General features: G+C 71.0%; 6 protein-coding genes. 2 read left to right on the top strand and 4 right to left on the bottom strand.

What is annotated here, in order from left to right; all coding sequences use genetic code 11:
* Positions 1-211 precede the first annotated feature (211 nt).
* Positions 212-1,150, bottom strand: coding sequence for a metallophosphoesterase (locus ADK86_RS26525; RefSeq protein WP_053698862.1), 939 nt, complete (start codon positions 1,148-1,150; stop codon positions 212-214).
* 372 nt (positions 1,151-1,522) lie between these two features.
* Here ADK86_RS26525 and ADK86_RS26520 point away from each other — a divergent pair, with 372 nt between their 5' ends.
* Positions 1,523-1,987: a GatB/YqeY domain-containing protein gene (locus tag ADK86_RS26520; RefSeq protein ID WP_053698861.1), complete on the top strand. Its 465-nt coding sequence runs from the start codon at positions 1,523-1,525 to the stop codon at positions 1,985-1,987.
* Positions 1,988-2,244: 257 nt separating this feature from the next.
* On the opposite strand, the gene ADK86_RS26515 is transcribed toward ADK86_RS26520, so the two are convergent.
* Entirely contained in the window at positions 2,245-4,455 is a 2,211-nt protein-coding gene (locus tag ADK86_RS26515; protein ID WP_053698860.1) for a transglycosylase domain-containing protein, read from the bottom strand.
* Between the two features lie 532 nt (positions 4,456-4,987).
* Between ADK86_RS26515 and ADK86_RS26510 the strand changes: the two genes are divergently transcribed.
* Complete coding sequence (locus ADK86_RS26510) at positions 4,988-5,380, top strand: WhiB family transcriptional regulator (protein WP_003981539.1); 393 nt, start codon at positions 4,988-4,990, stop codon at positions 5,378-5,380.
* Between the two features lie 562 nt (positions 5,381-5,942).
* Here the strand turns inward: ADK86_RS26510 and ADK86_RS26505 are convergent.
* Together ADK86_RS26505 and ADK86_RS26500 are read right to left on the bottom strand one after the other, a co-directional pair.
* Positions 5,943-7,322, bottom strand: coding sequence for an ArsA family ATPase (locus ADK86_RS26505; RefSeq protein ID WP_234346043.1), 1,380 nt, complete (start codon positions 7,320-7,322; stop codon positions 5,943-5,945).
* Positions 7,319-8,314, bottom strand: coding sequence for an ArsA family ATPase (locus ADK86_RS26500; protein WP_030374860.1), 996 nt, complete (start codon positions 8,312-8,314; stop codon positions 7,319-7,321). The genes ADK86_RS26505 and ADK86_RS26500 overlap by 4 nt, the downstream gene beginning before the upstream one ends.
* Positions 8,315-8,330 lie beyond the last annotated feature (16 nt).

Raw genomic sequence — 8,330 nt, 5'->3', positions numbered from 1 at the left:
GGTCTGGGGCGGTGGCCACCTGGGCGTGGCTGTTCGCGGGCGTGGGGCGTGGCCGTTCGGCCGTGGGGGTGCGACTGGCTGGTCGGTGGAGGGGAGTGACTGTCTGGCCGTGGGGCAGACGCCGCGGCCCGGCCACCGGGTCGGGCCGCGGTGTGAGATGCGTCGCGTTGGCTGAGGGTGGCGCGGTGCCAGTGCCCGGTCGCCCGATTGATCAGCCGCGCGGTGTGAGGGTCAGCAGCGTCGCCTCCGGTGGGCAGGCGAAGCGGACCGGGGTGTAGCGGTTGGTGCCGCAGCCTGCGGAGACGTGGAGGTAGGAGGTGTTGCCTTCGGCGGTGTGGGTGGAGAGGCCCTTCACCCGGTCGGTGTCGATGTCGCAGTTGGTGACGAGGGCTCCGTAGAAGGGGATGCAGAGCTGGCCGCCGTGGGTGTGGCCGGCCAGGATCAGCGGGTAGCCGTCGGCGGTGAAGGCGTCCAGGGAGCGCAGGTACGGGGCGTGGACGACGGCCAGGGAGAGGTCGGCGTCGGGTTCCGGGCCGCCGGCGACCTGGGCGTAGCGGTCGCGCTTGATGTGCGGGTCGTCCAGGCCGGTCAGCGCGATCTCGAAGCCGCCGGCCGAGCCGTCGAGCTTGAGGCGGCCGCGGGCGTTGGAGAGGTTGAGCCAGCCGGCCGTGTCGAAGGCGTCGCGCAGATCTTCCCAGGGGTTGTGGACGGCGCCGACGGCGGGCGGATTGCCGTTCAGGCCGTGGCGCTTCTGGGCCTTCTCGATCAGGTAGCGGGCGGGGTTGCGCAGTTTCGGTCCGTAGTAGTCGTTGGAGCCGAAGACGTACGCACCGGGGAACTCCATGAGCGGACCGAGCGCGTCCAGGGCCTCCGGGACGCCCTCGGGGTCGGAGAGGTTGTCGCCCGTGTTGATCACGAAGTCGGGACGCAGTCCGGCCAGCGACTGGAGCCAGCGCTGCTTCTTGCGCTGCCCGCTGACCATGTGGATGTCCGAGACCTGCAGCACGCGCAACGGCCGCATGCCGGGAGGCAGTACGGGCACGGTGACCCGGCGCAGTCTGAAGGAGCGGACTTCGAATCCGGCGGCGTAGGCCAGGCCCGCCGCGCCGACCGCGGCGATGGACAGGGGGACTCCGTAACGAGCGCGCATGGCCCCATCGTGGCAGAGGGAGGAGGGGTGGTGCGCATTGGTGTGGGGGCGGTGGCCCTATGGGCGGCGGCTCTGGGGCGGATCCGGGGGTGGGTCTTGCAGGGGAACCCAGGTGGGGTCGATGCCCGTCGGTACGAGGGCTGCGTAGACCTTGGCAGGTGCCGGGCCTTCCGGGGGCGACGGGGCGTGGCACTCGTGGGTGGATGGGACGTGCAACTCGGGGGCGGTCGGGACATGGCACTCGTCCCTCGCCCCGCGCCCGGCTTCGTCGCTTGCAAGGCCGCCCCGGTCACCGCCTGCGCAGCCACCCCGCCCCGCCTCCACCGCTTAATGGTGCGGCGTCAAGCGCCACCTGCGGGCATACTCGACGTCATGACCACGCTCAAGTCGAAGCTGCAGGACGACCTCACCACGGCCATCAGGGCCCGTGACGAGCTGCGCTCTTCCACCCTCCGTCTCACTCTGACCGCCGTCCAGAAAGAGGAGGTCGCGGGCACCGAGGCGCGCGCGCTCTCGGACGCCGAGGTCGAGAAGATCATCGCGCGGGAGGCGAAGAAGCGCCGGGAGGCCGCCGAGGCGTTCGACCAGGGCGGCCGTGCCGAGCAGGCGGACCGCGAGCGTGCGGAGGGCGAGGTGCTCGCCGCGTACCTGCCCAAGCCGCTCACGGACGAGGAGCTGGAGAACCTGGTCGCCGAGGCCATCGCGGAGGCGAAGGCGGGCGGTGCCGAGGGGCCGAAGGCGATGGGCGCCGTCATGAAGATCGTGAACCCGAAGATCGCGGGCCGGGCCGAGGGCGGCCGGGTGGCCGCGACGGTCAAGAAGCTGCTCGCGGGCTGAGGGCCGCCGGAAGCGGGGGCGGGCGGCGGCCCGGCCCGCTGCGGCGTATGCGCCGCCCGTACGGATAAGGCGTGTGGGCTCCCCGCACGGGTAAGGCGTGTGGGCCGCCCGTACGGAAAGGTGTACGGCCTGCCTGTACGGCCCGCCTGTACGGCCCACCCGTACCGCACACGCAAAGGGGCGCTCCCACCAGATGGGAGCGCCCCTTCATGCTTTCCGGCCCGGTCTCAGCCCGGCCCGGCCAGGCCGATCCGGCCTCAGCCCCCCGTCCCCCCGAACAACCCCGGGAACCCGGGAATCTCCCAGCCCCCACCCGGCTTGTCATCATGGCCGCCGCCACCGCCGCCGCCACCGGGCCGATGCGGAGGACGGTGATGCCCGCCGCCTCCGCCGCCCTTGTTGTCGTCCTTGTTCTTGCCGGAGTCGCCGATCGGGACGGTGGGCAGGGACGGTGCGGGGCGGCCGGACAGGGCGCCCGACATCGCCTGGCGCCAGATCGGGCCGGGGGTGTCCGCGCCGTACACCTTGTCGTGGAAGGTGCCGCCGATGGTGATGTCGAACATCCGGCGCTTGTGGGCGGGGTCGCCGACCCAGACCGCGCCGGCCATGTTCGGGGTGTAGCCGGTGAACCAGGCGGCGTAGCGGTTGTCGGTGGTGCCGGTCTTGCCTGCGCTGTCCCGGCCCTGGAGGCCGGCCTGCTTGCCGGTGCCGTCCTCGACCACGCCCTTGAGCAGCGCGTTGATGGTCTTGGCGGTGTTCTGCGACATCGCGCGGCGGCAGCTGGTCTTCGGTACGGTCAGCGCCTTGCCGGTCGTGTCGGTGATCGACTCGATGGCCACCGGCGTGCAGGCGACGCCCTCGTTGGCGAAGGTGGCGTACGCGTTGGCCATGGTCAGCGGGGACACCTCGGGGGAGCCGAGCGCGATGGCGGGCTTCTGCTCCACGTCGTGGCCGTTGGCCCGCTGGATGCCCATCTCCTTGGCCATCTTGACCACCGGGCAGATCCCGATGTCGCTGATCAGCTGCACGAAGTAGGTGTTGACCGACTTCGCGGTCGCCTCCTTCATGCTGTACGGGCCGACCTCGGAGGTGTTCTCGTTCGAGACCGGGGCATGGCCCGTCCACTGCCCGGTGCAGGTGGAGACCGGGCTCGGGTACTGCATCTTGTACGGGGACGAGTACGTCTGCTCCGGGCTCTTGCCCGCCTCCAGGGCCGCCGCCGCGATCACCGGCTTGAACGTCGAGCCGGGCTGGTAGCCCGCGCCGCCGCCCATCTTCTGGTCGACGGACAGATTCATCTGGGTCTGGTTCTGACCGAAGCCGTACGGACGTGACTGGCCCATGCCCAGGATCTTTCCGGTGCCGGGCTGGACGATCGTCGCCGCGGCGGCGACCGGGTCGTTGTCGTAGACCCGGCCGGTGACGGCGGACTGGATCGACTTCTGGGTCTGCGGGTCCAGCGTCGTACGGATCGTCAGGCCGCCCTGGTTCCAGCGCTTGCCGCGTTCCTTGCGGGTCTTGCCGAAGGCCGGGTCGTTGAGCAGGACCTCGCGTACGTAGTCACAGAAGAAGCCGGCACCCGAACTTGCCGTGATGCATCCGTTCTTGGGCCGGCTGACGTCGAGTTTGATCGGCTTCTTGGCGGCGGCGTCGGCCTGCGCCTGGGTGATCGCCTTGGTGTCGGCCATCCGCTGGAGCACGGTGTTACGGCGGCGCTGCGCCTCCTTGGGGTCGTTGACCGGGTCGTAGCGGCTCGGCGACTGCACGATGCCCGCCAGCAGCGCGGACTCGTCCAGCGTGAGGTCCTTGGCGTGCTTGCTGAAGTACCGCTGGGAGGCCGCCTCGACGCCGTACGCCTGCTGCCCGAAGAAGGTGATGTTCAGGTAGTTCTGGAGGATCTTGCGTTTGCCCAGCTCCTCCTCCACCTGGATCGCGTACTTCAGCTCCTTGACCTTGCGGCCGATGGTCTGCTGCGTGGCCTGGGCGACCTTGTCCGGGTCGTCGCCGGCCTCCTCGACGAAGACGTTCTTCACGTACTGCTGCGTCAGCGTCGAGGCGCCCTCGGAGACCCCGCCGGACCGCGCGTTCTTGTTGAGCGCGCGCAGGATGCCCTTCAGGTCGATCGCGCCGTGCTGGTAGAAACGCGCGTCCTCGATGGCGACGATCGCCTTCTGGATGTACGGCGACATGTCCTTGAGGTCGACCACGGTGCGGTCCCGCGAGTAGACCTTGGCGATCTCGCCGCCTTTCGCGTCGAGGATGGTGGTCCGCTGGCTCAGCGGCGGCGTCTTCAGGTTGGCCGGGATCTCGTCGAACCCCTCGACCGATCCCTTGGCCGCGAGGCCCAGCGCGCCGGCGGCGGGGAGGGCCAGGCCCGCCAGCACCGCTCCGGCCAGCACGCTGACGCCCAGGAATTTAGCGGCCTGCTGGGTCTTGGTCAGACCCCCGCCGTCGCGCTTCTTACCCATGGGGGCACCCTAAGCCTCGGGCGCGGGGTCCGGCGGGAGCGGGGCTCCGTTCGGGACGTCCGCGTACCGGGCCGCGGCCTGCCGGTCGATCCGATCCGGACAACGGTGGAAGCTTTCCGGCCAGGGGCGAACGGCCGGTCGGTCCGACTTCGTCAGATGGCTACGTTCTCAATCGCCGGACAGGGGCGCATCTGTTCGTTTAACCTGATCCCGTCCGGTGCGGCAGACGCATCACGTCGATGCGTCAACCCCGCCTCCGGTCGTCGAGCGTGCCCCGTACGTCCGCATGTGTCACCGGAAACCCGCTGTGGTCCTGGCGAAGTGCCCCATGGTGCCGGAAAGGTGGCCTATGCCCCCGGCTCACTCCGTTGGGTGATCTGCCGCGTACGCATAGTCCGTTCGGGCCATTCAAGATTGGGCCCGAAGGGGGTGTTGCGCCCTGCTCGCCTTCCGTAACGTCCTCAACTGGCAACGGTGAATATGCCGCTTGCCGCCGTGGGGGAGCCTCGATTCGGGAGAGGACGGCGCCAGCATGAGCTGGGTAACCGACTGGAGTACACAGGCAGCCTGCCGCACCACCGATCCGGACGAGCTGTTCGTTCAGGGAGCGGCCCAGAACCGGGCCAAGGCGGTCTGCACCGGATGCCCGGTGCGGACGGAGTGCCTGGCCGACGCCTTGGACAACCGCGTGGAGTTCGGAGTCTGGGGCGGCATGACCGAGCGCGAGCGGAGGGCGCTGCTGCGCCGCCGCCCGACCGTCACCTCGTGGCGCCGGCTGCTGGAGACGGCGCGTACGGAATACGAGCGCAGCACGGGCATCCTGCCCGTGGACTGTGACGACGACGAGACGTACGAGAACACCTACGACAACGCGTACGGCAACCGCTACGGCGGTACGTACGACAACTACGCCGCAGTGGGCTAGGCCCGGAGTCCGTTCGCCGCGGTCCGGGCGGTCCGGTGGTGTCGGCGCGAGCCGACGCGGACCGGCGCGCGGTCCGGCGTGCCGCCGGGCAGGGCCGGGTTCGATACCCCGTTCGGTATCGGGTCCGGTGGGACCGGTGCGGTGGTCGGCGCGTGCATGGCCGACGCGGACCGGTGGTCTTTCGTACGCGCGGTCTGCGTACGCGCGGTGTACGGCCACGGCCGGTGTGCTGCTGGCGCGCGGGCCGAGACGGCCGTGGGCGTGAGCGGTGCGGATGGGCGCGTGTGAGCTGTGCGCGCCCGGAGTGCGCCGTCGGCTGCCCGTACGGCTTCGACCGACGCGATGTCGACCGACGCGGCTACGGTTACGGGCGCCCATGGCGCGGGCGCTTGTGACGGTCGGCGATCGGCGGTGGCCGGTGACGACCAGCGGTGGTCAGTAAGGATCAGCGGTGATCAGCCGTGGATCCGGACAGCGGTCCGATCGGGACAGCGGTCCCTCGATCCTGCTCTCCGCCCAGTCCCACGTTCGTAACGGACCCACACCTTTCCCTGTCCCCGGCTCAGCCCTCCCCGTCCCCGCTCTCCTCCGCCCCGCGCTCCTGTACGGCCAGCCGCTCCCCGATCGCCCGCAGCCCCGCCAGGTCGTGGACATCGCCGGGCAGCGCGGCGATCTCCGCCACCGGGACCTCGGGGTGCAGCGCGGTGAAGCGGTCGCGCGTACGGCGCTCGCGCGCGAGCACATGCATGCGCTCGGCGTGCAGCCGCAGGAGGCCGGCGGCGAGACGGGCCGCCGACGGGGAGTCCGTTGTCGAGAGGTCCGCCGCGGCGGGGGAGAGGCCGTCGGCGGTACGAGAATCAGCCTTCCCAGCCTCTAGATCCACAATGCCGTCTCCGCCAAGATTTTCAGACCGGGCGTCGGACGGCTCCGAAAGGGCCTCCGCAGCGGCCAGCGCCCGCTCCGCGCTGAGCTGCGCGGCGCCGCTGCCGTGCACCCGGTTCAGCACCAGCCCGGCCAGCGGCATCTGCTCGGCGGCCAGCCGCTCCACGAAGTACGCGGCCTCCCGCAGCGCGTCCCGCTCCGGCGCCGCCACGACCAGGAACGCCGTGCCGGGCGCCTGGAGGAGCCGGTACGTCGCGTCCGCGCGCGTACGGAAGCCGCCGAACATGGTGTCCATGGCGGCGGCGAACGTCTGGACGTCGCGCAGCAGTTGCCCGCCCATGATCTTGCTGAGCGTGCCGGTCATCATCGACATGCCGACGTTGAGGAACTTCATCCCGGCCCGCCCGCCGGCCTTCGCGGGCGCCATCAGCACCCGGATGAACTTGCCGTCCAGGAAGGACCCGAGGCGCTTGGGCGCGTCCAGGAAGTCGAGCGCGGAGCGGCTGGGCGGGGTGTCCACGATGATCAGGTCCCACGCGTCGCGGGTGCGCAGCTGGCCCAGCTTCTCCATGGCCATGTACTCCTGTGTGCCCGCGAAGCCGGCCGACAGGGACTGGTAGAAGGGGTTCTCCAGGATCGCGCGGGCCCGCTCGGCGTCCGCGTGCGCCTCGACGATCTCGTCGAAGGTGCGCTTCATGTCGAGCATCATGGCGTGCAGCTCGCCGCCGGCCGACTCGTCCACGCCCTTGACCCGGCGGGGCACGTTGTCCAGTTCCGAGATGCCCATGGACTGCGCCAGCCGGCGGGCCGGGTCGATGGTCAGCACGACGGCCTTGCGGCCGCGCTCGGCGGCGCGTACGCCGAGGGCGGCGGCGGTCGTGGTCTTGCCGACGCCGCCGGAGCCGCAGCACACGACGATACGGGTGCGCGGGTCGTCCAGCAGCGGGTCGACCTCCAGGCGGGCGGCGGGGGAGTCCAGCGCGCCCTGCCCGGGTGCGGGCGGTGCGGTGCGCCGGGGCGGTGCGGTGCCGTCGTCCTGGGTGGGTGCGTCCGCGCTCATATGGGCCCCTGTTTCCGCAGGTCCCTCGCCAGCCGGTACAGCCCGGCGAGGTCCACTCCCTCCGGGAGCAGCTCCAACTCGTAGGTGGGCAGGCCGAGTCCGGCCAGCTCGGCGTGTTCGGCGCGCTCCAGGTCGACGCGCTGGGCGTGCTCGCGGGCCTCTTCGAGGAGCGGGTCGATGAGCCGGTCGGCCCAGGCCACGCCGGCCGCGCCGCGGCGGCCCCCGCCCAGTCCGGCCCCGGCGAGCGCCTCGGCGATGCCGGTACGGGCGCCGTTGGCGGCGATGTCCACCTCGCCGTTGTCCAGCACCTCGGGCCGGGTCATGTTGATCACCACGCCGCCCACCGGCAGACCGGCCGCGCGCAGTTCCGCGATGCCGTCCACCGTCTCCTGGACGGGCATCTCCTCCAGCAGCGTCACCAGGTGGACGGCCGTCTCGGGGGATTTCAGCACCCGCATCACGGCCTGGGCCTGGTTGTGGATCGGGCCGATCTTCGCCAGTCCCGCGACTTCGTCGTTCACGTTCAAAAAGCGGGTGATGCGGCCGGTGGGCGGGGCGTCCATGACGACGGCGTCGTACACGTAGCGCCCGCGTTTGTCCTTGCGGCGCACCGCCTCGCACGCCTTGCCGGTCAGCAGGACGTCCCGCAGGCCGGGGGCGATGGTGGTGGCGAAGTCGATCGCGCCGAGCTTCTTCAGGGCGCGGCCGGCGCCGCCGAGCTTGTAGAACATCTGGAGGTAGTCCAGCAGGGCGCGCTCGGCGTCGATGGCCAGTGCATAGACGTCCCCTCCTCCTGGTCCCGGCGCCACCGCGATCTTGCGCTCCTCGTACGGAAGCGCCTCGGTCTCGAACACCTGGGCAATGCCCTGCCGGCCCTCGACCTCGACCAGGAGGGTACGGCGACCCTCGGTGGCCAGGGCGAGGGCGAGGGCAGCGGCGACCGTGGTCTTGCCGGTACCGCCCTTGCCGCTGACGACATGGAGCCTGCTCACGCCAAGGAGCCTAACC

The organism is Streptomyces sp. NRRL F-5755, assembly GCF_001279365.1.
Taxonomy (GTDB): Bacteria; Actinomycetota; Actinomycetes; order Streptomycetales; family Streptomycetaceae; genus Streptomyces; species Streptomyces rimosus.
The sequence above is the reverse complement of the archived record's forward strand: the minus strand, read 5'-3'. Positions and strand labels throughout refer to the sequence as shown.